This window comes from Cutibacterium sp. KB22876, assembly GCF_059728865.1.
Map to the genome: position 1 here is coordinate 2,136,277 of NZ_AP040858.1, position 22,627 is coordinate 2,158,903.

Genomic DNA, 22,627 nt, shown 5'->3' on the forward strand with positions numbered 1-22,627 from the left:
CCCTCAGACGTAGTCATCGCGCCGGGCCATCGTTCCGACTCCCCTGGTGGTGAAGATCTCCAACAACAAGGCGTGCTCGATTCGTCCGTCGACGATTGCCGCGCTCGCGACCCCGCCGTCAATGGCGTCGAGTAAGGCCTGACCCTTGGGCCGCATCCCCTCCCCCAGGCGAGGGATCATGGCGCGCAGATCCGTGTCCGAGATCTCCGAGATGAGGGTGTGCGGATCCGGCCAGGCGCCGTAGATACCAGCAACGTTCGTCAGCATGACGAGTTTCTCGGCACACAGAGCTTGGGCGATGGCGGTTGCAGCGGCGTCAGCGTTGACGTTGAGGACCTGCCCGGTCGGTCGGCCGGCCTCGTCGACCTCGGGACTCACCGGGGCAATGACGGGGATCTGCCCGCGATCCAACATGGAGTTGATGAGTTCGGTGTTGACGTCGACGATGTCTCCGACCAAGCCCATGTCGATCCGTTCCCCATCAACGATGACCCGAGACTTCCGCGCCGCCAACAATCCGGAATCCTCGCCCGACATGCCAGCCGCAAGTGGTGCGTAGGAATTGATCCGGTTGACGAGCTGACGACCGACCTGGCCCACGAGCACCATCCGGACGACCTCCATGACCTCGGGAGACGTCACCCGCAAACCGTTGCGGAACTCCACGGGTGTCGCGGATTCGGCGAGCATGGCGTTGATCTGAGGTCCACCGCCATGGACGACGATCGGACGGATACCCACCGACGCCATGAAGACGATGTCGTCGGCAAAGGCCTGCTGCAAGCCCGGGTCAACCATGGCATTGCCACCGTACTTCACGACGACGGTCCGGCCCTGGAACCGTCTGATCCAAGGTAGCGCTTCAACCAGCACCTCTGACTTTCGCTGAGCCGAGAACTGTGAATCGTTGAGGGGAATGTCAAGGGCAAGGGTCATGATGTGTATGCGCTGTTCTCTTCGACGTACTCGTGGGTCAGGTCATTGGTCCACATCGCGGCCTCGGCATCACCAGCGTGCAGGTCAATGTCGATGTGGACCTCTCGCGGGTTCATGTCAACGAGATCGCGGTCGTCGCCGATCCCTCCCGATCTGCACACCTGGATGCCGTTGACCGAGACGTCCACCGCGTCGGGATCGTAGGGGGCCACGTCCTCGGGCACGCATCCGACAGCTGCCAGGATTCGTCCCCAGTTGGGGTCGTTGCCGGCAATGGCGGTCTTGACGAGGTTGGATCGGGTGACCTCGCGTGCGACGGCCACCGCAGCCTCGGTACTCGTCGCTCCGTGGACGGTCACCTTGACGTCGTGGTGGGATCCCTCGGCATCGGCGACGAGCTGGCGAGCCAGGGTTGCACACAAGTCGGTCAGGGTAGAGACAAGGGCATCACCCGTGAGGCTGACGCCGGATGCCCCGGACGACATCGCAACGACAGTGTCATTGGTCGACATACAGGCGTCAGAGTCGACGCGGCTGAACGTGACGTCACACGCCTGGGCCAGGACGTCCTGGAATTCCTCGGGGTCCACGACGGCGTCGGTGGTAAGGAAGACGAGCATCGTCGCGAGTTGGGGAGCCAACATGCCTGCCCCCTTGGCGATCCCTCCGAATCGTGTCCCATTCCTCTCGACGGTGGCGGACTTGGGAACGGTGTCGGTCGTCATGATTGCCCGTGCCGCCGACTCGTCAACGGCGTCTCCCCTGTCCAAGGAGGTGTGCGCGGTCGTGGCTCCCACCAAGATTGAGGGCATGTCGAGTCGCACACCAATGACTCCTGTCGAGGCGACGACCACCTCGTCAGTCTGACAACCGACCAGTGTTGCGACATGCTCGGCCTCGCACTGGGAGTCCGTCAGGCCGTCGATTCCGGTGCAGGCATTGGCGACAGCTGCATTCGCAATGACCGCTCGTGCCTTGTGGTCAGAAACAACCTGGCGAGACCACTGCACGGGAGCGGCACTGACGCGATTGGTCGTGAACACTCCGGCGACGGTGTCGCGAGGGCCGTCGTTGACGATCAACGCTAGATCCGGGGCCGGTTTGGTTCGCAGCCCGGCCTGGACGCCACGGGCGCGGAATCCGAGCGGATAGGTAACGGACATGAATCCTCCTGTCACGGATTGAGGCCAACCATGGGAAGCCCCGCTGTCTCGGGGAGTCCCATGGCCAGATTGAGGCTCTGGACGACAGCACCGGCGGTGCCCTTGACGAGGTTGTCGAGGGCGACGACGACGGTGGCCAGACCGTTGTCGAGGTCACCGACGGCATTGATGTGCGCCATCGCCGATCCGGCGACGTCATGGGTGTCTGGGTGAGCATTGGTGACGTGAATGAGCGGCTCGTCGTGGTAGACCTCGCGCAGGCGTCCGCCGAGTGTCGCGGTCGAGGCCTGGGACGGTGCGGTACACACCGCGAGAATTCCACGGGTCATGGGGACGAGAACGGCGCTGACGCTCAGGTGCGGATCCGTGGCACCCGAGGTACGCAGGGACTGCATGATCTCGGGGATATGCCGGTGAGCATTGCCGACGGAATAGGGGTGGGCTCCCCCACTCATGCGGGAGAAGGTGAGGTCCGGACGACTCGACTTCCCGGCCCCCGAGGTCCCCACTACCAGGGTCACTGCCGTCTGAGAGGTGTCGACGAGGTCGACCAGCGGCGCCAAACCGAGGGCCACCGCTGAGGCATTGCAGCCGGGTCCGGCGATCCGCCTGGCCCTGACGAGGTTGCTGCGCTGCGAACCGCCGGCAGCCAGCGGAAGTTCCGGAAGACCATAGGTCCAGGTGCCGGCATGATCGCCGCCGTACCAGCGCTGCCAGTCCGAGGACGACGACAGCCGGAAGTCTGCACCGGCATCGACGATGACAACATCAGGATTGACCTCGCTGAGCCCGCTGGCAATCCTGCCAGAGGCGCCATGGGGAAGGGCCAGCACGACGGCGTCATGGCTCGCCAACCGATTGACGTCAATCTCGGACAGCGTCCGTTCCCCCGCCACCCCGGCCAGGTGTGGCATCGCCTGGCCCACTGGGAGGCCAGCCTGCCGGTGCGCGGCAAGGTCCCCCATCGTCAGCTCGGGGTGTTGGGCCAGCAAGCGCACGACCTCAGCTCCCGCGTATCCGGAAGCTCCAACCACCGCGACGGTGAATCCTTTTGCGCTCATGTGCATAGTTATACACTAGAACGCATGTTCCTCCAATTCGCATTCACAATGTGGGGTCAGAATGCCGCCACCGCACTGTGAGCGCAGTGGCGGTCGTCAACGATTCAGCGCTTGCGGTTGCGCACGCGATTCGCCAGTGCTCGTTGCGCCTCACGCTTGGCGTCGCGCTCACGAATGGCCTGACGCTTGTCCCAGTCCTTCTTGCCGGTACCGACGGCGATCTCGACCTTGGCGTAACCGTCCTTGAAGTACAGCTGCAGCGGGACGATCGTCTTGCCCGGACCGTCAGCCTCCCGCGACAGCTTGGCGATCTCGCGTTTGTTGAGAAGCAGCTTGCGCTTGCGCATGACGTCGTGGTTGCGCCAGGTTCCGAAGGCGTACTCGGGGATGTGCAGGTTGTACATCCACACCTCGCCCCTGTCATCGACCTGGGCGAAAGCATCGGTCAAGGTAGCCTTGCCGGCGCGCAAGGACTTCACTTCAGTGCCCTGTAGGACGAGCCCGGCCTCCCACTTATCACCGATGGTGTAGTCGTGGGTGGCGCGGCGATTACGCGCGACGACCTTGACACCCTGTTCCCTGGGCATGGCGGACCTCCTTCGACACAGGACGTTCCATCCTATACGGAGGAACTCAGACCCTGAGGTACTTCTTGGTCGCAATGTAGGCCGGTGCCACGGACAACACGATGGCCACGACGATCATCCACGCGATCGAGGTCCACACCTGGGGCCACCCAACCCACGCCACCGTCGTGATGAAATGAGCCATCTTGCGCATGACCACCAAGTCGGCGCCCAAGGCGAGGGTGAGGCAGGCCAGCAACGCTCCGATGAGACCCGCGATGAGGGACTCCAGGAGGAAGGGCATGAGGATATACGCGTTCGAAGCACCTACCAACTTCATGATGCCCAGTTCGCGACGTCTGGCGAAGGCAGCCATCCGAATGGTGTTGCCAATCTGCAAGGCCGCAGCGACCAACAAGAGCGCCGACATTCCGAAGGTCACCCATTTGAGGGCATTCATCCACAGAAATATCGGGTCCAACACGTTGTGCAGGTCAACGACCGACTGCACACCGGGCAGGCCCTGCGCCTCCGTCACCACCCCCTCATATTGCTGGGGATCGACCAATTTGACGCGATAGGAGTCCTGAATGGTGTCCTCGGTGAGAACGTCCTTGACCGGTGAATCCGCATAGATGCGCTGGTACTCCTGGAAGGCCTCGTGCTTGGACTCGTAGTAGACATGCGAGACCTGGGGATTGGTCTGCAGAGCCTGACGAATCTCGTCCTTCTGAGCCTGAGTGGCGGCCTTCTCCCCCGAGCACTGCGCCCCCGAGACGCCGTCAACACACAGGAAGACCGAGACCTCGACCTTGTCATACCACTTGCCCTTGAGCAGGTCGACCTGCTGGGTGGCCAGCAGGGCCGCCCCGAACAGGGACAGGGAAACCCACATCGTGACGATGACGGCCAGGGTCATCGTCGCATTGCGGCGCAGCCCGGACCACGTCTCTCGCAAGGTGTGACGCATGTATTTCCTCGTTCTGTCTCGTGTCGGGGATCTCAGGAGTTGCGGTAAACGCCCTCGTTCTCGTCCCGGACGACATGTCCGGACTCGAGCTCGATGACTCGTCGTCTCATCTGGTCGACGATCGTCGAGTCATGAGTGGCCATGACAACCGTGGTACCAGTGCGGTTAATGCGATCAAGGACCTTCATGATGCCCACGGCAGTATCAGGGTCGAGGTTTCCGGTCGGCTCGTCGGCGATGAGGATCTTGGGACGATTGACGAAGGCCCTGGCCAAGGCGACGCGCTGCTGCTCACCACCGGAGAGCTCATCGGGCGTCCGCTTCTCCTTGCCGTCCAAGCCGACCAGTTCCAAGGTCTCAGGGACGACGGTACGAATCTCCTTGGTCGACTTGCCGATGACCTGCATCGCGAAGGCGACGTTGTCATAGACCGACTTGCCCGGCAGCAGGCGGAAGTCCTGGAATACCGTACCGATCTGACGACGCAGGGCCGGCACCTTCCACGACCTCAGCTGATTGAGGTTCTTACCGGCGACGTAGAGGGTTCCCCTCGTCGGGCGGTACTCGCGCATGATCAGTCGGATGAAAGTCGACTTGCCCGAACCGGACTGGCCGACGAGGAAGACGAACTCCCCCTTGTCGATGTCGACGTTGACGTCGGACAAAGCGGCCTGACTCTGTCCGAAATATGTCTTCGTGACGTTTTCGAAGGTGATCACGTCTGTCCCGTCAGTCAGTCTCGTTCTTGCGACGCCAACGGATGCCGGCGTCAATGAAGTCGTCGATGTCGCCGTCGAAGACCGCGTCGGTGTTGCCAACCTCGTGATTGGTGCGCAGATCCTTGACCATCTGGTACGGATGCAGCACGTAGGAGCGCATCTGGGCACCCCACGAGTTGCCTTCCGACTTCAGCGAGTTCATCTCGGCTTCCTGCTCCTCGCGCGCCTTCTCCAGCAGCTTGGCCTGCAGGACTCGAAGGGCAGCAGCCTTGTTCTGTATCTGGGAACGTTCATTCTGACAGCTCACCACGATGCCAGTGGGAAGGTGGGTCAGGCGGACAGCCGAGTCGGTGGTGTTGACTCCCTGGCCACCGGGGCCGGACGCGTGGAAGACGTCGACGCGCAGGTCCGACTCCGGAATGTCGACGTGGTCGGTCTCCTCGACGACGGGGAGCACCTCGACACCGGCAAAGGAGGTCTGACGACGTCCCTGGTTGTCGAAGGGGCTGATACGCACCAGACGGTGAGTGCCCTGTTCGACCGACAAGGTGCCGTAGGCGAAGGGAGCATGGACGACGAAAGTCGCGGACTTGATGCCCGCCTCCTCTGCGTACGAGGTGTCAAGAACCTCGATCTTGTAACCGTGACGCTCGGCCCAACGCAGGTACATCCGCAGCAACATCTCGGCGAAGTCAGCCGCGTCGACGCCACCAGCCTCCGAACGGATGGTGACGACCGCCTCACGCTCGTCGTACTGACCGGACAGCAGGGTACGAACCTCGAGAGCGTCGATATCCTCACGAAGCTTGGCCGTCTCACTCGTCGCCTCCGCCAGGGACTCTGCGTCATCGCCGTCAGCTGCGAACTCCAGCAGGACCTGGACGTCCTCGATGCGAGAACGCAGTCGCTCCAAGCGCTCAATCTCAGCCTGAAGGGCAGACAGCCTGGAGGTCACCCGCTGGGCGTTCTCCTGGTCATCCCACAGATTGGGGGCGGCCACCTCCTCCTCAAGGTCCGCGATCTCGGCCTTCTTGGCCTCGGGGTCGAGAACGTTCTCAATCGAGGAAAGGGATGCGCCAAGCTCCTCGACGGTCTGCTGAAGGTCTACCAATGCCACGTCGACCAACTCTACAGGGACACGACGACAACTCAGCTGCGACGACGCCGACCCGGACGGTGTGCTCGCACTCATGACTCGCTACAGTGGTGCGTCCGGGGCGTATAGCTCAGTTGGTCAGAGCGCCTGCCTTACACGCTGGAGGTCGCCGGTTCGAGCCCGGCTGCGCCCACCCTTGCGCGCCGCAGATCGCATTCGGGTCAGGTACTACGTTTTGGCGGCTACGAACCACCTTTGCATGTCTGGTTGTGTACGCTGTGACGGTGCTGTGCCATTCAGGTATCCTGAATATTGCTGCCGTCAATTGATGAATAAGGAGTTCGCATGACACAGCCGAACCACCCACAGCAACCTGACTATTTTGGCGGCCCGGAGTGGCCCAGCGAGAGCCACGCGCAAGGCGGTTTCGACCAGTTCGGACAGCCTGTGACCGCTCATCCCTACCAGGCTCCAGATCCTTACTCCAATCACAGTGACCCGTCTGGCGAGGACCACCGAAGGCCGCACGTCGATTTCGGCCGCGCCGTCAAACTCTTCTTCAAGAATTACGCCGTCTTCAACGGGCGGGCATCCCGATCCGAGTACTGGTGGATCTTCCTCTTCTCGATCCTGGTCGAGATGATCCTCAATGCGATCAATTTCGCCATGGACGGGACCCCCAACGACCCGGCGAGGCTCTACGCGGTCCTGAGCACCATCTGGTTCTTGGGTACTCTCATCCCCTCAATCGCGATCGGTGTGCGCCGCCTGCACGACACCAACCACACCGGCTGGTGGCTGCTCATCTCCCTCATCCCGGTCATTGGTTGGATCTGGGTGCTGGTCTACCTCGTCCAGGATTCCGACGAGAATGCGTGGCAGTCCTACGACAAGGAGCCGCTGCCCGTCACCGAGTAACTCTTCAGTCACCAGACATCAGAAAGGGTCCGAACACATTGTTCGGACCCCTCTCGCGTACCTCAGTTCTTGGGTTCCTCAGGCTTCTGCTTGCAGATTCGCGAGGACGTCGTCAAGATCGTCAGGGCGCACCAGCACGTCTCGAGGCTTGGAGCCCTCCGACGGCCCGACGACATTGCGAGTCTCCAAGATGTCCATGAGACGACCGGCCTTGGCGAATCCCACGCGCAGCTTGCGCTGCAACATCGACGTCGATCCCAGCTGCAACTCAACGACGAGCTTGGCCGCCTCGAGCACGAGCTCCATGTCGTCACCAATGTCCTCGGCAACCTTCTTCTCGGCGGTAGGGGCGGCGACGTCCTCGCGGTAATGGGCCTCCATCTGGGACTTCACGTGAGCGGCGACCTGGTGGATCTCGGAGTCCGACACCCAGGATCCCTGAACACGCAGGGGTTTGGAGGCTCCCATCGGTAGGAAGAGTCCGTCGCCCTGACCGACGAGCTTCTCGGCGCCCGGCTGGTCAAGGATGACTCGAGAATCCGTCATCGAGGAGGTCGCGAAGGCCAGCCGGGACGGTATGTTTGCCTTGATGAGGCCGGTGCAGACGTCGGTCGACGGCCGCTGGGTGGCCAGTACCAGGTGGATGCCGGCAGCTCGGGCCAGCTGGGTGATGCGGACGATGGAGTCCTCGACGTCACGCGGGGCCACCAGCATGAGGTCAGCCAACTCATCGACGACGACCAACAGATATGGGTAAGGGGCCAGCACCCGCTCGGAACCGGGCGGAAGAGTGACCTCTCCCGCCAGCACAGCCTTGTTGAAGTCCTTGACATGGCGGAAGCCGAAGGCGGCCAGGTCGTCGTAACGCTGGTCCATCTCGCGGACCACCCACTGCAAGGCCTCGGCAGCCTTCTTGGCACTTGTGATGATGGGGGTGACCAGGTGAGGAATCCCCTCGTACTGGGTCAACTCCACTCGTTTGGGGTCGACGAGCATCATGCGGACCTCGTCGGGGGTCGCTCGCATCATCACAGACGTGATGAGGGAGTTGACGAAGCTTGACTTACCGGAACCCGTCGCACCGGCCACCAAGAGGTGCGGCATCTTCGCGACATTGGCGATGACGAACCCGCCCTCGACGTCCTTGCCCAAGCCGACGACCAACGGGTTGTGGTCATTGCGAGCCTTCGAGGAGCGCAGCACGTCGCCCAAGGAGACGATTTCCTTGTCGCGGTTGGGGATCTCGATGCCGATGGCCGACTTGCCGGGGATGGGCGACAGAATGCGGACGTCCGGGGATGCCACCGCATAGGCAATGTTCTTGCTCAGTGCGGTGACCTTCTCGACCTTGACGGCCGCTCCGAGCTCGACCTCGTAACGGGTCACCGTCGGGCCACGGGAGTAGCCAGTCACCTGGGCGTCGATCCCGAACTCGTCGAAGACCGACGACAATTTGGAGACGACAGCGTCAGAGGCCTCCGTGCGAGCCTGCGGAATCGATCCCGGATGGAGCAGCTCAGAGGCCGGCAGGGTGTAGGCGATGTCACCGGAGAGCTGCAATTGCTCGACGCGAGCTGGCATCGGTTCATGGGCCGGGGGTTCGAGGTCCGCATGTTCGTGAACGGTGAATCCCTGCGGCAACCCGGCAGTCGTGCGTTCCTTGGCAGGTTCGTCGTCCCCGGTCGGAAGATCGAGCGGCAAGGAATCCCCGGCCACGTCGGAAGGGTGCTCATCGACGATTTCGGCGTCAAAGATCGCGTCAAGACTCTCATCGGTGCGCTCGGAGCTGCTCTTGCGCTTCCTGGAACGACGACCCTTGACAGAGGGCATCTCTTGTGTGGCGATCTCGTCAGGATTGTGGTCAACGAGGGTGTCTGTCACCAGAGGGGTGTCGTAGGCCCGGCGAGACTCGATCTCACGAGGCTTGGCCACCGCGCGACGAGAGGCGTTTCGCACCCGTGCGGCCCCGTCAACGAGGGGGCGTCCCACGATGAGGAGCACGCCCAGGACCGTCACGAGGATGAGCAGAGGCAAGGCGACCCACTTCGTCAGCAGGTCAGCCAGCAGACTCGAGGAGATGTAACCAAGCATGCCGCCGGCGGCGCGGACTGCCTCAGGACGATCCGGGCGGGGAAGGCCGTGGGCAATGTTGACGACGCCAAGTAGGCCGAGGAAGAAACACACCCAGCCCATTACCTGGCGTCCACCCGTGCCGTTGGTCGCCGGGTGACGCAGGGTGTGCCACATCATGGCTAGCCCGAGCAGCGGCAGGGCGTAGGACAGCGACCCGAAGATCGTCGCCACCCCCATTCGCAAGCCGTTGCCGAAGCCACCGGGCAGATCGAACCAGAATCCAGCGGCTACCAGGGCCGACAACAACAGCAGCATGAGCCCGGTACCGTCGTGGGTCACCTCAGGCTCCGCGGGACGTCCACCGATACCGCGGACCATAGTTCCCAGTCCGCGAGCAATACCCGACCAAGTTGCCGACAGCGCTCGGGCCACCGGATTCGTGGAAGCGGGTGCACTCGGTGGCGTCGACCTGCTCCTCGAGCTGGTCGACGTTTTCTTGTTGCTTCCGTTCGAGCGTGTGCCCGAGCCACGTGACGATTTCTTCGCCGTCGTATTTCGGGACCGCGCTGGGGAAGACGCACGGGTCGCCATGTCATTGACGTTATCAACCATGGCCACCAGCAGCCGACAGGCCAGGCGGAGAGTCAGGTGATTGATCAGCGAGTGTCATCGCTCGAACGCGATGTGAATGCCGTGGTCATCTCAGGAATGGAAGTGGGTCCAGCCTCGCTCACGCTGCCACGGTTGGCCGTCGACGAGAACCGTGGGGTCGGCGACCTGGTCGGGCGGAAGGACCCGCCCGATGACCGTCCATCCCTCCGGAACGGTGCCGGGAGCAAAGGTTGCCGCCAAGGCATGGTCCTCCCCTCCGGCCAGCACCCAGTCGAGCGGGTCCATCCCGGTGGCCATGCCGACGGTCCGCACTGATTCCTCGATGTCGAGAACCGAGGTGTTGACGTCGATGGCGAATCCAGACTCCTCTGCGATGTGGCCAAGATCGGCCAACAGGCCGTCCGAGAGGTCAATCATCGCGTGGGCGCCCGCCTGAGCCGCCACCCGTCCCTGCCCGTAAGGGACCTCAGGACATCGTTGGGCCGAGACCGCTGCACGCGGTGACCGGAATCCTCGACCGAGCAGCACGAGTCCAGCAGCAGCCAGGCCAAGCTGACCGACGACTGCCACCTCGTCTCCAGGCACGGCGCCGTCACGCCGGACCGGGGCCATCCCAGCTGTCTGACCTATCACGGTGACCGCAATGCTGATGACAGGTCCAGCGGTCGTGTCACCTCCCACGACGCTCACCCCAGCCTGCTCGGCCTCGGCAGCCATTCCTGCCATGAACTCCCGGGCCCAGGACGCCGGCAGATCTCCGGGCGCGGAGAATCCGACGACGAGGGCGACCGGGACAGCGCCCATCGCCTCGATGTCGGAGACATTGACGGCGACGGCTTTCCGACCGACATCGGTAGCCGTCGACCATCTGCGACGGAAATGTACCTCTTCGACGAGGACATCGGTCGAGACGACGACAGATCCGTCAACCTGAAAGACGGCACCGTCGTCCCCCGGTCCCAGGGTGACGGCCTGGCTCATGGGCAGATCCCTGACGATGGAGGAAATGAGCGGGAACTCCCCCACCTGGGAAATGGTCGTCGTGGTGGCCATTGGATCTCCTTGGTACCGGGCTGGTGGTCGAGAACACGCTAGCGTGAGTGCGTGCCCATCCATCATGCAACCCGGTGCGCAACCATGCTGGCTGTCTGTCTGTTGGCCGGCACAGCAGCGTGCTCGAACGAGGAACCCATCACCCATCCGTCTCCCAGCGGTTCAGCCGCTGCCGGATGTCAGGCCGCGATGGCCGATCTGCCACAGACGGTTGCCGGAGCGAACCTCGAGGATCATGACGGGACGGTGGCGACCTGGGGTGGCCCCCGCATAGTGCTGCGCTGTGGGGTGGACAAGCCCGCCAAACTCGAACCAACGTCGCGATGTGACGTCATCAACGACGTGGGCTGGTTCGCCGAGCAGATCGAGGACGGCTGGCGCTTCACGACCATCGGGAGGGCTGGCAACGTCGAGGTGACCGTTCCTGCCACGTACGCCCCGGAGGCCGATGCCTTGGTCGACCTGTCGGCCACCGTCAAGAAGGTGCCAGTGGTGCAGCCCTGCCAGTGAGGGCTCAGATCAGCGCAGTCCCAGAGGACGTTCCAGGGCAAGCTCGATGAGTTCGCTGACGATCTGGGCATACGTCATACCACTGGCCTGCCACATCAGCGGGAACCCCGAGCTGCGGGTGAATCCCGGCATAGTGTTGGGCTCGTTGACGTAGACGGTGCCGTCAGGGGCCACGAAGGTGTCAATGCGGGCGAGTCCTTCACAGCCAAGCACCCGGAACGCCTTGATCGCGACCTTCTGGACCCGATTGCGAATCTCGTCATCGAGCTTGGCTCGGGCCTGTACGGAGGCCTTCTGTTCCCCGCTGAGGTACTTGGCCTCGAAGTCATAAAAGCCATCCGGGTCATGGACGACGATCTCACCAGGCACGGAAGCTCGAGGGGCGGCACCATGGTGACCGTCGAGGACGGAACACTCGATCTCGCGGCCTCGGATCCCCTGCTCGATGAGGACCTTGTTGTCATGCTCGCGAGCCACCTCGATGGCGGCTTCCAGCCTGTCGGGGCTCATCACCTTGGAGATGCCGATTGACGATCCGCCCCGCGCTGGCTTGACGAACAACGGATATTCCAAGCGGGAAGCGGCCTTGAGAACGGCATTGCGGTCCTCTCGCCACTCATGGTCACGGACGACGACATAGGGACCCACGAGAACCCCGGCCTCGGCCAGGATCATCTTGGTGAGGTGCTTGTCCATGCAGTTGGCACTTGCCGCGACGCCGCACCCGACATAGCGCACGCCGGCCATCTCCAGCAGACCCTGGATGGTTCCGTCCTCTCCGAAAGGACCATGAAGTACTGGGAAGACCACCTGGACGAGATCGGCGTTGCCCTCGGTGTCAACGATGCAGGTACCCTCCGGCATCTGCTTGACCGACACCAAGGAACGATCCCCCACCTCCACGACGGGAAGCTGGCCGGTGCTGGGCAGGCCAAGGATCTCGTCAACCCCGTATCGCACCCAGACACCATCGGGGGTGATGCCCACACCGGAGACGTCGAATCGTTCACGGTCAATCGCAGCTACCACGTTCGCCGCTGACAGGCAGGAGATCGAATGCTCCGAACTCATCCCACCGAAGATGACGGCAACGTGGGTGCGATTCATGTGAGGTCCTTTCGCTATGACGGCACCCCACCCTACCGAGGCATCACGTCACCGAGGGTCGACGACTGGCCGCGCAGGAGCAACCGACTTGGGAACCCGCCTCCCCTTGCGCATGTCGTAACGGTCCGACGGCGGGAACTCTCCGCGAGCACGGGCGACCTGGGCGTCGATGGCATCCATGATGCGATTGGTGGCCTCGCGGACCGACGCGCGGTCGTGATGGCCATGGAGGTCCGACAGTTCGACCTCGGTCCCGCAGTACAGCTTCATGGTCTTGCGCGGCCACAGTTTGGGGAAGGTCATCTCCTTGTATCCCATGACCTCCTGGGGTCCCCATTGCCCCACGGGAATAACGGGAACACCGGTCTCCAGGGCCAGGCGTGCGGCCCCTGTTCGTCCGGTCATCGGCCAATGCAGGGGATCCGCGGTGATCGTGCCTTCCGGGTACATGACCACCGTCATGCCCTTGTCCAAGGCAGCCTTGGCGTCGTCGAGGACCTTGGCCGGATTCGGACCCTTCCGGTCCACCGAAATCTGACCACTGGCCGAGGCCACCCATCCGACGATCGGCACCAAGAACAGCTCCTTCTTGGCCAACCAGTGCGGCCAACGACCATTGGCCACCAAGAAGGACCCCAGCACGATGGGATCGTAGTTGGAGACGTGGTTGCTCACGACAAGGGCTGGCCCTGGTCCAGGCAGATTCTCACCACCGTGGTGGTCGAACCGCGTCAAGGTACGAGCCAGCGGGTACAGCGTCCCCACACCCATCCGGAAGATGAGACCAGGGGTGTCGGCTGGATTGGTCACGGCGGGCAGCGCCACGGTGTCCCTCCTGAGTGATGTGGATCAACCCACCCTATCGGCTCACTGATACTGTCATCGGTGATCGATGAGTGGGTTGATCAACGGGTCAAGCCGTCGTCGGCAGGAAGGATGGCCGACGAGCCTCGTAAGCTGCGATGTCGTCGGCGTACTCGAGGGTCTCGCCAATGGCATCCAGGCCTGCAAGCAGACGCTGACGGGTGGCGTCGTCGATCACGAACGGGTGGGACGTACCGTCGGGTAGGCTGATGGTCTTGTCTTCGAGGGAGACGGTGAGCTTCTCACCGGGGTTGTGCTCGGCGAAGTCCCACAGTTTCTCGACGACCGCGGGGTCCACCTGGGCGAGCAGCAGTCCGTTGTTTCCGGAGTTGTTACGGAAGATGTCGGCGAACCGCGATCCGATGACGACCTTGAACCCGTAGTTCTGCAGTGCCCACACCGCGTGCTCACGGGAGGATCCGATACCGAAGTCGGGCCCCACGATGAGGATCGAGCCGGTGCTCCACGGCTCCTTGTTGAGCACGAAGTCCAGCTCGGAGCGCCAGGAGGCGAACAGACCGTCCTCGAAACCGGTTCGGGTGATCCGCTTGAGGTAGCTCGCGGGAATGATCTGGTCGGTGTCGACGTTGGCCCGTCGCAGTGGGACAGGAACTCCGGTGTGCGTAGTGAAAGCATCCATCTCAGGCCTCCTGGGAAACGGGTGGCAGATCGGCGGGACTGGAGAGCCGTCCGGTGACGGCCGTGGCGGCGACGACGGCCGGGGAGACGAGGTGGGTTCGTCCTCCCTTGCCCTGACGCCCCTCGAAGTTTCGGTTCGAGGTCGACGCCGAGCGCTCCCCCGGTGACAGCTGGTCAGGGTTCATGCCCAGGCACATGGAACATCCGGCTCCGCGCCACTCGGCTCCGGCCTTAATGAAGACCTCGTCCAGACCCTCCTCCATGGCCTGCAGTCGCACCCGCGCCGAACCGGGAACGACGAGCATCCGGGTGCCTTCGGCGATGTGACGCCCCTTAATGACCTCGGCGGCCAGACGGAGATCCTCGATGCGACCGTTGGTGCACGACCCCAGGAAGACGGTGTCAATGGGGATGTCGCGCATCTTGGTACCTGGCGTGAGGGCCATGTACTCCAGGGCGCGAGCAGCGGCGCTACGAGCGACCTCATCCTCGAAATCCTCGGCGGCAGGGACGACCCCGCCCAGCGGGACCCCCTGGCCGGGGTTCGTCCCCCACGTCACGAAGGGGGTGAGCTTGGATGCGTCGAGGTGGATCTCGGCGTCAAAGGTGGCGTCGTCGTCAGTACGCAGGGTGCGCCAGTACTCGACGGCCTCGTCCCACTGCTCGCCTTTGGGTGCATGCGGACGGTCCTTGAGGTAGGCGAAGGTGGTCTCGTCAGGGGCGACCATGCCGGCGCGGGCTCCCCACTCGATCGACATGTTGCAGATCGTCATGCGGCCCTCCATCGACATCTTCTCGATGGCCTCACCGCGATACTCGACCATGTGGCCCTGGCCACCGCCGGTGCCGGTCTTGGAGATGAGGGCCAGGATGAGGTCCTTCGGGGTGACGCCTTCCGGCAGCTTCCCGTCAACCGTCACCGCCATGGTCCTGGGCTTGACCTGCGGCAGGGTCTGGGTCGCCAACACGTGTTCGACCTCGCTGGTGCCGATGCCAAAGGCCAGAGCACCCAAGGCGCCATGGGTCGAGGTGTGGGAGTCACCACACACGATCGTCATACCCGGCTGGGTAAGCCCCAGCTGGGGGCCAATGATGTGTACCACTCCCTGGTCCGCGTCACCCAGAGGATGCAGCGGCACCCCGAACTCAGGGGCGTTCTCACGCAACGCCTCGACCTGTGCCCGCGAGATCGGGTCGGCGATGGGCTGGAGAATGTCGAGGGTGGGGATGTTGTGGTCCTCGGTCGCAATCGTCAGATCCGGACGACGAACCTTGCGCCCCGCCAACCGCAGTCCGTCGAAGGCCTGGGGACTGGTCACCTCGTGCACAAGGTGAAGGTCGATGTAGAGAAGGTCGCGCTCCCCGTCCTGTCCGTGCCTGACAACGTGGGCGTCCCAGAGCTTCTCGCTCAGTGTTCTCCCCATCGCGTCTTCCCTTTCGCTGGTCGTTCGTCACCGATGTTGTGTGGCATGTCATCAGCCCCCACCGGTTGGCGAGATCCATTCTGACTCGACGATCAGGATTTGGAACGCTAATATCGCCATATGGACGAATCAAGTGGTGTGGGCGTACTCGACAAGGCCGCCCTCGTGTTGGCTGCCCTGGAGACGGGTCCGGCATCCTTGGCAGGACTGGTTCAGATGACCGGATTGGCCCGTCCGACGGCCCACCGTCTGGCCCGCGCGCTGGAACACCATCGGTTCGTCAGTCGTGATCTGCAAGGCCGCTTCATTCTCGGCCCGAGGCTCTCAGAGCTCGCGGCGGCAGCCGGCGAGGATCGTCTCCTGGCTGCATCTGGACCGATCCTGGCCAGGCTTCGAGACATCACCGGTGAATCCGCTCAGCTCTACCGTCGTCAGGCTGGCAGCCGCGTCTGTGCAGCCACCGCCGAGCGTCCGACCGGATTGCGGGACACCATCCCAGTGGGATCCATCCTGTCCATGGACGCTGGATCAGCGGCTCAGATTCTGCTGGCGTGGGAGGACAGCGACAAGATCCGTCGTGGATTGAGCAACTCCGCCTTCTCCGAGGTCACCCTCGCTGCCGTACGCAAGCGCGGCTGGTCCCAATCGGTGGGCGAGCGCGAAGCCGGCGTCGCCTCGGTCTCTGCCCCGGTGCGGTCCCCCTCCGGCAAGGTCATTGCGGCCGTCTCCGTCTCTGGACCGATTGAGCGTCTGACCCGCCAACCCGGACGTATTCACGCTCCTGCGGTCGTCGCTGCCGGAGGGCGTCTGTCCGAGGTGCTGCGGCGCTCTGCCAAGTGAGGCCGGTCGTCCCGGTGTGCGCCTGGGATGCGGGGGAATTCCCTTCCACCCCTTCTTGATTCTCGGAAATGGCAGCGTCAGCATTTCCCCGCTGTGAAATCAATGGCCCGGATCCCGACGGATCCGGGCCATTGATTGATGGTAGCCCCGAGCGGATTCGAACCGCCGTTTCAGCCTTGAGAGGGCCGCGTGCTAGGCCGCTGCACTACGGGGCCATCGGACATCAATACTCGTTAAATTCGGGTCTTGATAACTCTTTCTGTTGTTCCCGCATCCTTTCCGGACCAGGCTGGAAAACCTTAGCAATCATTCTGTCGCTTTCGCAACTTCATGGTTTCAGTCTTCCGAGCTGGGGTACCAGGACTCGAACCTGGACTAACTGAACCAGAATCAGTCGGGCTGCCAATTACCCTATACCCCATTGCCGTTCCACCTCGGTGTACCTCAGTGGCGCAACGACGAGAAACTTTAACGAACTCTCCTCCCACTTTGCAAATCAGGACGAAATGCCTTGCCGTGGGGGTGTCCTTCGAGCGACTCTCATGAGGTTCGCGATCCACCACCCGGCCAAGGCAATGGCCAGGAATCCGCCGATGTCCCAGGCCGCGTCGACCCAACCCATCGAGGTCATGCCGCGAGCCTGCGACACCCCTCCCAGGAAGACCGCATAGCCGAAGGCAAAGAGGTTGTTGACGACGTGGGCAGCAACCCCGGCCTCCAAGCCACCGGTAACGATGACGAGCCATCCAGCGAGTAATCCGAAGGCGAGTCTGTCGGCGAAGAGCCAGGCGTTCTGGGTGCCGTGCATCAAGGCGAAGATGAGGGCGGAACCGACGACCGAGAGCCACCGGCCCGCTTTCTCAGGCAGGTTCAAGGTCAGTCCGGAGATGACGTTCATGAGATATCCCCGGAAGAACATCTCCTCGGCAAGGGCCTGCAAGGGCGATGTGATGATGATCGCCAACAGCCACACCCACCAGTACCGGGGAACGGTGTAATGGGAGTCCGCTCCCCCGCGTACCAGCAGCTGGGTCAGGTTGAGCACGACGACGGCAACCAGAGCCACCAGCAGGCCGAAACGCCATCGAATGCCTGGTTGGACTGATGCCACCCACCGAGGCGCGCGATGATTGAGATACCGCGCCAGCACCAACACCACGACGATGAGGCTTGCCAGCGCCAGATGGGTGGCGATGAGGCCTCCGACGGTGTGATAGCCAGCTGCTCGCTTGTAGTAGGCGCTGAACCCTTCCCCGTCGTTGCGCTCGAAGAGGAAACCGATCCCCAGGAAGGCGTACAGCAGCCCGGGGACGATGATCGCATACCCCAGTAAAAGCCCGATGAGACCGAGCAGACCGGGGCCCGGTCCAGCCGAGGAATCGACGAGGACCCGGGTGTAGTCCGCTCGCGGCTCGGGGTCGGTCACCGTCGAGCGGCGGGACACGGCACGAGTCGCCATCAAGCCTCCACGACGGTATTGGCCAGGGTACCGATCCCCTCGATCTCGACCTCGACGTGCTGGCCGGGTTCCATGGGCCCAACTCCAGCAGGAGTTCCGGTGAGGAGGACGTCGCCGGGCAACAGGGTCATGAAGGACGAGACGTAGGAGATGAGTTTGGGAATGGTGTGGATCATCTGGCCGGTGTTGCCGTGCTGGACCTCCTCGCCGTCCAGACGAGTGACGATCTGTCGGTGTGAGGCCTCGGCGATGGAGAAGTGGGTGACCATCCATGGACCGAGTGGGCAGAAGGTGTCCGCCCCCTTGGCACGCACCCAGTGGCCGTCGGAGTTCTGCATGTCGCGAGCGGTGACGTCGTTGGCCGCGGTGAACCCGAAGATGACTTCCTGGGCCCTTTCCTCGGGGACGTCCTTGCAGATGCGACCGATGACGATGGCCAGCTCCCCCTCGTAGTGCAGGTTCGAGGATGCGGCCGGCCGGACGATGGCCTCGTCAGGCCCGATGACCGAGGTGTTGGGCTTGAGGAAGAGCAGAGGCCGGGATGGGACTTCATTACCCAGCTCACTGGCATGTTCGGTGTAGTTACGGCCGATTCCGATGATCTTGGAGCGCGGAATCACCGGAGACAGCAACCGGACGTCAGCGAGGTCGTGACGAGCACCGGTGTACTGAACCGGAGCCGCCACTGGATCTCCAGTGATGCCGGCGATGGTGTCGGGATGGTCTCCGTGATCGGCGGCGAGTTCAACGATCCCGAAGGCGGGGTCGGAACCAGCTGTGACAAACCGGGCAATACGCATGGGTCCAAGAGTAATGGCGACACGCGACACAACGGGGGCATCCACGCACCGGGAACCCGCTGGTCCTGCCATACTTTCCGGCATGACCACCACCTACTCCGTCCTCGACCTCATCCGCGCCAAGCGCGGAGGTCAGACCCTCGACTCCGATCAGATCCGTTGGCTCATTCGCGCGTACACCGATGGTGTCGTCGCCGATGAACAGATGTCCGCCATGGCCATGGCGGTGTTCTTCCAGGGTCTGGACGACGAGGAGCTCTCGACCTGGACAACGGCGATGGTCGAGTCCGGCGAGCGAATGAGCTTCAAGGGGCTGTCTCGTCCCACCGTCGACAAGCACTCCACCGGTGGTGTCGGTGACAAGATCACCCTGCCCTTGGCCCCCCTCGTCGCTGCCTGCGGTGCAGCCGTTCCCCAGCTGTCCGGCCGCGGCCTGGGCCACACCGGCGGCACCCTCGACAAGATGGAGGCAATTCCCGGTTGGCGGGCCGACCTCTCCCACGACGAGATGGTTGCCCAGCTCGACACCGTCGGCGCCGTCATCTGCGCTGCCGGGCCCGGGCTTGCCCCCGCGGACAAGAAGCTCTATGCCTTGCGTGACGTCACCGGCACCGTCGAGTCGATCCCCCTCATCGCCTCCTCGATCATGAGCAAGAAGATCGCCGAGGGCACCGACAGCCTTGTCCTCGACGTCAAGACGGGCTCGGGAGCTTTCATGAAGACTGAGGAGGACGCCCGCGAGCTGGCACGTCGTCTCGTCGGCCTGGGCGAGTCCGCCGGCGTGCGCACCACCGCCCTGCTGACCAGGATGGACGTCCCGCTGGGTTATGCCTGCGGTAACGGCATCGAGGTGGCCGAGTCCCTCGAGGTGCTGTCCGGCGGTGGACCTGCCGACGTCGTCGACCTCACCGTCGCGCTGGCCCGCCAGATGGTCAAGGCCGCTGGGCTGGATGGCACTGACCCGGCCGACGTCCTTGCCAGCGGCAAGGCCATGGACGTCTGGCGCGACATGGTCCGCGCCCAGGGCGGTGACCCCGATGCTCCGCTGCCGGTGGCTCACCATTCCCAGGACGTCATCGCCTCCGAAGCTGGCATCGTCACCGGAATCGACGCGATGTCCGTCGGCCTGGCCGCCTGGCGTCTGGGAGCGGGACGAGCTCGCAAGGAGGATCCGGTGCAGGCTGCCGCCGGCGTCATGTTGCGCGTTCGCCCGGGTGATCGGGTCGTCGCTGGCCAGCCGCTGGCAACCCTGCTCACCGATACCGCCGACACCATCTCGCGCGCCGAGGACGCCTTGATCGACGCCTTCACCGTCGGGAAGTCCTTCCAGCCCCGCACCATCGTCGTCGACACCATTACGGCCTGAGCGGATCGCACCTAGGGCATCTGACGACGACTGGGGCCGGTCCACTTCTGGTGAACCGGCCCCAGTGCCGTCAGGACAGGTGTCGTCAGGACAGTTTTGACGTTGTGCCGGTCAACAGACTCGCTTGAGCCAACCATGAGTGTCCTCGGCACGACCGAACTGGATCTCAAGGAGACGACGACGAATCTCCATCGTGGTCTTTCCGGTCGGCTCGGCGACCGTCACCTCGTCGTCGCCGTCGAGGAAGGATCCGATCGAGGTGACGACCGCAGCGGTACCGCAGGCGAAGACCTCCGGGAACTCGCCCGAGCGCACTCCGTCAAGCATCTCGTCGATGCCGAGCTTGCGCTCCACCGGCTCCAGGCCGAGATCCGGGGCCACCTCGAGGATGGACCTACGGGTGATACCGCGCAGGATCGTGCCCGTCAGCTCCGGGGTGATGAGCTGGCCGTCCTTGCTGACGGCCATGAAGTTCATGCCGCCGAGCTCCTCGATCCAGCGGTGCTCGACCGCGTCGACGAAGAGCACCTGGGCGCAGCCGCGGGCCTGAGCCTCGATCTGGGAGCGCAGCGAGGCAGCGTAGTTGCCACCGCACTTCGCCTCGCCTGTGCCGCCGGGAGCAGTACGGGCCTGCTGGCGCTCGACGAGGATGCGCACTGGCTTCACTCCCCCGACGAAGTAGGCGCCCACCGGTGAGCCGATCACGGAGAACAGCACCGTCGTCGCTGGAGCGACGCCGAGGAAATCCTGGTTGGCAATCATGAACGGACGCAGGTAGAGGGACTTCTCGCCGTCCTCCCCGGGATCAGGAACCCAGCGGGCGTCGACCTCGGCCAACCGCACACAGGCGTTGACGAAGTCATCAATCGGCAACTTGGGCAGGGCAAGGCGCTCAGCCGACAGGGCGAAACGCTCACCGTTCTGGTCGGGACGGAAAAGCCATACGGACCCGTCGGCGTGACGGTAGGCCTTGAGGCCCTCGAAAATCTCCTGGGCGTAATGGAGAACAGCACCACCAGGATTGATGTCCAGACCACGGTAATTGACCACGGCGTCGTCTCCCCAGCCGTCACCGGCCTGCCAGGTGGCAAGGGCCATGTGGTCGATGAAAACCTCACCAAATCGGGGAGTGGCATGTTCCAGCGCGATCCGCTCGTCGGAGGACCACGTCAGATCATCAGCAGAAGCAAAGCGCAAACTCATGGCCACACGCTACACCGAGGGAGAACCCTCTGTTCCAATTCGTGAAATCGCATGATCACATCGTGGACCATCCAGGTAGGGTTTCGACCATGACGAACGACGTGATGCAGCTCGCCGTCATCGGTGGCGACGGAATCGGCCCCGAGGTCACCGAGCAGGCTCTCCACGTGTTGGAGCGGACGATCGGGACCGAGACCTTCACCACCCATGAGTACCACCTCGGCGCCGAGCACTGGAAGACCACCGGGGAGGTCCTCAATGACTCCACCCTGGTCGAGATCTCGAAGGCAGATGCCATCGTGCTGGGAGCCGTCGGTGCCACTCCCGGCTCGACCGAGGTCCCCTCAGGACTCCTGGAACGAGGTCTGCTGCTCAAACTTCGGTTCGCGCTTGACCATGGTGTCAATCTGCGGCCCTCGACCTGGTACCCCGGCACCGCCACTCCGTTGGCTCCCGAGATCACCGATGCCGGACCCATCGACTTCATCGTCTGCCGAGAAGGTACCGAAGGTCTCTACTGTGGCAATGGCGGATCAGTGCGGACCGGAACCTCCCACGAGATTGCCACCGAGGTGAGCATCAACACTGCCTTCGGGGTTGAGAGGGTCGTTCGCGACGCCTTCTCGCGAGCAGCTGCCCGTCGTGGCCACCTCACCCTCGTCCACAAGCACAATGTCCTCGTCAACGCCGGTTCGCTGTGGCGTCGAATTGTCGACGAGGTCTCCGTGGAGTTCCCCCAGGTGACGACCGACTACATGCACGTCGATGCCGTGACGATCGCTCTGGTCAAGGAGCCCCAGCATTTCGACGTCATCGTCACCGACAACCTCTTCGGAGACATCATCACCGACCTCGCAGGAGCGGTGACCGGTGGCATCGGCCTGGCCCCCAGCGCAAACATCAACACCTCTGGTGAGTACCCGTCGATGTTCGAGCCGGTGCACGGTTCGGCTCCTGACATCACTGGAACCGGTAAGGCTGATCCCACCGCCGCGATTCTCTCGATGGCCTTGCTCCTGGACCATCTCGATCACGCCGACGACGCTGAACGCATCCGCAAGGCTGTTGCGGCCGACATCGCTGCCAGGGCGTCGGGGCCATCCCGTACCACCAGCGAGATCGGGCGAGGCATCGCCGAGCGTCTCTGAGCCGCAACGAGAACCCTGACCCGACAGGACCGGGGCTCCCTGTGTCCAGTTGTCGGCCACCACCGTCCAGAAGGATGTGCCCTCCTGGCACAATGTCCCC

22 protein-coding genes and 3 tRNA genes are annotated in these 22,627 nt (G+C 63.4%); 7 read left to right on the top strand and 18 right to left on the bottom strand.

Annotation, left to right across the window (positions count from 1 at the left end; all coding sequences use genetic code 11):
• Positions 1-3: 3 nt before the first annotated feature.
• From argB to prfB, 7 genes are all read right to left on the bottom strand, one after another.
• Complete coding sequence (argB, locus tag AC6I1W_RS09700) at positions 4-936, bottom strand: acetylglutamate kinase (protein WP_004811010.1); 933 nt, start codon at positions 934-936, stop codon at positions 4-6.
• The gene (gene argJ / locus AC6I1W_RS09705) at positions 933-2,099 is read right to left on the bottom strand and encodes a bifunctional glutamate N-acetyltransferase/amino-acid acetyltransferase ArgJ (RefSeq protein ID WP_117189204.1); all 1,167 of its coding nucleotides are present in this window, start codon (positions 2,097-2,099) and stop codon (positions 933-935) included. Before argJ ends, argB begins: the two co-directional genes overlap by 4 nt.
• A gap of 11 nt (positions 2,100-2,110) precedes the next feature.
• Positions 2,111-3,166, bottom strand: coding sequence for an N-acetyl-gamma-glutamyl-phosphate reductase (gene argC, locus AC6I1W_RS09710; RefSeq protein WP_117189206.1), 1,056 nt, complete (start codon positions 3,164-3,166; stop codon positions 2,111-2,113).
• Positions 3,167-3,264: 98 nt separating this feature from the next.
• Positions 3,265-3,747 (bottom strand): SsrA-binding protein SmpB, encoded by a 483-nt coding sequence (gene smpB / locus AC6I1W_RS09715; RefSeq protein WP_004811003.1) that lies wholly within the window; start codon positions 3,745-3,747, stop codon positions 3,265-3,267.
• Between the two features lie 46 nt (positions 3,748-3,793).
• Complete coding sequence (gene ftsX, locus AC6I1W_RS09720) at positions 3,794-4,696, bottom strand: permease-like cell division protein FtsX (RefSeq protein ID WP_212750683.1); 903 nt, start codon at positions 4,694-4,696, stop codon at positions 3,794-3,796.
• 32 nt (positions 4,697-4,728) lie between these two features.
• Positions 4,729-5,415 (bottom strand): cell division ATP-binding protein FtsE, encoded by a 687-nt coding sequence (gene ftsE / locus AC6I1W_RS09725; protein WP_117189208.1) that lies wholly within the window; start codon positions 5,413-5,415, stop codon positions 4,729-4,731.
• 10 nt (positions 5,416-5,425) lie between these two features.
• Positions 5,426-6,532, bottom strand: coding sequence for a peptide chain release factor 2 (gene prfB / locus AC6I1W_RS09730; RefSeq protein ID WP_172590591.1), 1,107 nt, complete (start codon positions 6,530-6,532; stop codon positions 5,426-5,428).
• A gap of 98 nt (positions 6,533-6,630) precedes the next feature.
• On the opposite strand from prfB, the gene AC6I1W_RS09735 reads away from it, so the two are divergent.
• Together AC6I1W_RS09735 and AC6I1W_RS09740 are read left to right on the top strand one after the other, a co-directional pair.
• Positions 6,631-6,704: transfer RNA gene (locus AC6I1W_RS09735), tRNA-Val, on the top strand.
• A gap of 152 nt (positions 6,705-6,856) precedes the next feature.
• A complete protein-coding gene (locus tag AC6I1W_RS09740) occupies positions 6,857-7,429 on the top strand; it encodes a DUF805 domain-containing protein (RefSeq protein WP_004810996.1) in 573 nt (190 codons plus the stop codon).
• A gap of 78 nt (positions 7,430-7,507) precedes the next feature.
• Here AC6I1W_RS09740 and AC6I1W_RS09745 read toward each other — a convergent pair whose 3' ends face one another.
• Positions 7,508-9,880 (bottom strand): FtsK/SpoIIIE family DNA translocase, encoded by a 2,373-nt coding sequence (locus AC6I1W_RS09745; protein ID WP_065674046.1) that lies wholly within the window; start codon positions 9,878-9,880, stop codon positions 7,508-7,510.
• A 19-nt stretch (positions 9,881-9,899) separates the two neighbouring features.
• Between AC6I1W_RS09745 and AC6I1W_RS09750 the strand changes: the two genes are divergently transcribed.
• Entirely contained in the window at positions 9,900-10,154 is a 255-nt protein-coding gene (locus tag AC6I1W_RS09750) for an amidase (protein ID WP_065674085.1), read from the top strand.
• 50 nt (positions 10,155-10,204) lie between these two features.
• On the opposite strand, the gene AC6I1W_RS09755 is transcribed toward AC6I1W_RS09750, so the two are convergent.
• Positions 10,205-11,167: a thiamine-phosphate kinase gene (locus AC6I1W_RS09755; protein ID WP_004810989.1), complete on the bottom strand. Its 963-nt coding sequence runs from the start codon at positions 11,165-11,167 to the stop codon at positions 10,205-10,207.
• Positions 11,168-11,218: 51 nt separating this feature from the next.
• Between AC6I1W_RS09755 and AC6I1W_RS09760 the strand changes: the two genes are divergently transcribed.
• Positions 11,219-11,677 (top strand): DUF3515 family protein, encoded by a 459-nt coding sequence (locus tag AC6I1W_RS09760; RefSeq protein WP_171048563.1) that lies wholly within the window; start codon positions 11,219-11,221, stop codon positions 11,675-11,677.
• A gap of 9 nt (positions 11,678-11,686) precedes the next feature.
• Here AC6I1W_RS09760 and AC6I1W_RS09765 read toward each other — a convergent pair whose 3' ends face one another.
• From AC6I1W_RS09765 to leuC, 4 genes are all read right to left on the bottom strand, one after another.
• Positions 11,687-12,784, bottom strand: coding sequence for a D-alanine--D-alanine ligase family protein (locus AC6I1W_RS09765; RefSeq protein ID WP_004810986.1), 1,098 nt, complete (start codon positions 12,782-12,784; stop codon positions 11,687-11,689).
• A 48-nt stretch (positions 12,785-12,832) separates the two neighbouring features.
• Positions 12,833-13,555 (bottom strand): lysophospholipid acyltransferase family protein, encoded by a 723-nt coding sequence (locus AC6I1W_RS09770; RefSeq protein ID WP_171048575.1) that lies wholly within the window; start codon positions 13,553-13,555, stop codon positions 12,833-12,835.
• Positions 13,556-13,697: 142 nt separating this feature from the next.
• Positions 13,698-14,288 carry a 3-isopropylmalate dehydratase small subunit gene (gene leuD / locus AC6I1W_RS09775; protein WP_270237071.1) on the bottom strand — a complete coding sequence of 197 codons (591 nt, stop codon included), beginning with the start codon at positions 14,286-14,288 and terminating at the stop codon, positions 13,698-13,700.
• A 1-nt stretch (position 14,289) separates the two neighbouring features.
• Positions 14,290-15,711: a 3-isopropylmalate dehydratase large subunit gene (gene leuC, locus AC6I1W_RS09780; protein ID WP_065674042.1), complete on the bottom strand. Its 1,422-nt coding sequence runs from the start codon at positions 15,709-15,711 to the stop codon at positions 14,290-14,292.
• 120 nt (positions 15,712-15,831) lie between these two features.
• Between leuC and AC6I1W_RS09785 the strand changes: the two genes are divergently transcribed.
• Positions 15,832-16,551 (top strand): IclR family transcriptional regulator, encoded by a 720-nt coding sequence (locus tag AC6I1W_RS09785; RefSeq protein WP_004810977.1) that lies wholly within the window; start codon positions 15,832-15,834, stop codon positions 16,549-16,551.
• Positions 16,552-16,690: 139 nt separating this feature from the next.
• On the opposite strand, the gene AC6I1W_RS09790 is transcribed toward AC6I1W_RS09785, so the two are convergent.
• The 4 genes from AC6I1W_RS09790 to AC6I1W_RS09805 form a co-directional block, all read right to left on the bottom strand.
• A tRNA-Glu gene (locus tag AC6I1W_RS09790) sits at positions 16,691-16,766 on the bottom strand.
• A 134-nt stretch (positions 16,767-16,900) separates the two neighbouring features.
• A tRNA-Gln gene (locus tag AC6I1W_RS09795) sits at positions 16,901-16,972 on the bottom strand.
• A gap of 75 nt (positions 16,973-17,047) precedes the next feature.
• Positions 17,048-18,010 (bottom strand): CPBP family intramembrane glutamic endopeptidase, encoded by a 963-nt coding sequence (locus AC6I1W_RS09800; RefSeq protein ID WP_270237075.1) that lies wholly within the window; start codon positions 18,008-18,010, stop codon positions 17,048-17,050.
• Entirely contained in the window at positions 18,010-18,810 is an 801-nt protein-coding gene (locus tag AC6I1W_RS09805; protein ID WP_065674084.1) for a fumarylacetoacetate hydrolase family protein, read from the bottom strand. Before AC6I1W_RS09805 ends, AC6I1W_RS09800 begins: the two co-directional genes overlap by 1 nt.
• 82 nt (positions 18,811-18,892) lie before the next feature.
• Between AC6I1W_RS09805 and AC6I1W_RS09810 the strand changes: the two genes are divergently transcribed.
• The gene (locus AC6I1W_RS09810; RefSeq protein WP_065674040.1) at positions 18,893-20,176 is read left to right on the top strand and encodes a thymidine phosphorylase; all 1,284 of its coding nucleotides are present in this window, start codon (positions 18,893-18,895) and stop codon (positions 20,174-20,176) included.
• A gap of 111 nt (positions 20,177-20,287) precedes the next feature.
• Here the strand turns inward: AC6I1W_RS09810 and AC6I1W_RS09815 are convergent, their stop codons facing one another.
• On the bottom strand, positions 20,288-21,379 hold the full coding sequence (locus AC6I1W_RS09815; protein WP_493537009.1) for a branched-chain amino acid aminotransferase: 1,092 nt from the start codon (positions 21,377-21,379) through the stop codon (positions 20,288-20,290).
• Between the two features lie 89 nt (positions 21,380-21,468).
• Here AC6I1W_RS09815 and AC6I1W_RS09820 point away from each other — a divergent pair, with 89 nt between their 5' ends.
• A complete protein-coding gene (locus AC6I1W_RS09820) occupies positions 21,469-22,527 on the top strand; it encodes a 3-isopropylmalate dehydrogenase (RefSeq protein WP_065674039.1) in 1,059 nt (352 codons plus the stop codon).
• Positions 22,528-22,627 lie beyond the last annotated feature (100 nt).